At 67.5% G+C, this 702-nt stretch carries 2 protein-coding genes; both read right to left on the reverse strand.

Going from position 1 to position 702, the window contains the following annotated elements; genetic code table 11:
- Positions 1–345, reverse strand: a 345-nt coding sequence (locus tag NKJ32_RS35445; protein WP_352830603.1) for an S-adenosylmethionine:tRNA ribosyltransferase-isomerase, incomplete at its 3' end; no start/stop codon positions are given.
- The coding region (locus NKJ32_RS35450; protein WP_352830605.1) for an SDR family NAD(P)-dependent oxidoreductase at positions 342–702 on the reverse strand (361 nt) is incomplete at its 5' end. The genes NKJ32_RS35450 and NKJ32_RS35445, both read right to left, overlap by 4 nt.

Here is a 702-nt window from a genome sequence, read left to right on the forward strand (position 1 = left end):
GTCAAGCGAGCCGAGCCGGAGGCGATCGCCTGGTGACAGCGGAGGTGGAGGCAGCCGGTCTTCCGTGCGCGTGCGGTGATCGCCCGAGCCGAAGGCAATCGCCACGAAACGGGTTGGATCGGGAAGTGACAGCCAGCCCGCCAGGCGGATCTCGATCGCCTCACCGCTTGGGACATGCGTGCCGTGCAAGCTGGCAGGCAAGGTCGCGGCGTCATTGGCGACGACCAGATCGCCGGGGTTGAACAGCGTCGCGAGTCCAACTCGCGGCAGGTCGCGCATCGTGCCGTCCGCCTCGACGACGAACAGCCTGGCGGAGCGCCGATCGGGACGATCGGCGGCAATCATCCATGTGCTCCGGCGAGAAGCGTAGAGCGGACCGGCAACGCGTCGAGCATCTTTTCGATGATCTCGGCAGCTGCCTGCTCGGGGCGCTTCAAGGTCGCCGGATCAGCATCAGGGATCGCGAGCGCGTGCAGTGGGGTGTCCATATCGCCGGGGTCAGGCGCGAGGAGCCGGATGCCGTCTGCTTTCGCCTCCTCGTCCCAAATCGCCGTCACATGGGCAAGAGCGGCCTTGCTCGCGCCGTATGCTCCCCAGCCGGGATAGGCGTTCACGGCGGCGTCGCTGGAAATGTTGATGACCAGCGCGCCGCGGCCCTCGCGTGCGGACGCGGCAAGCGCACCGAACAGGGCTTTCGTCAGC

The sequence above is a fragment of the Mesorhizobium sp. M0159 genome, assembly GCF_040322295.1.
Lineage (GTDB): Bacteria > Pseudomonadota > Alphaproteobacteria > Rhizobiales > Rhizobiaceae > Mesorhizobium.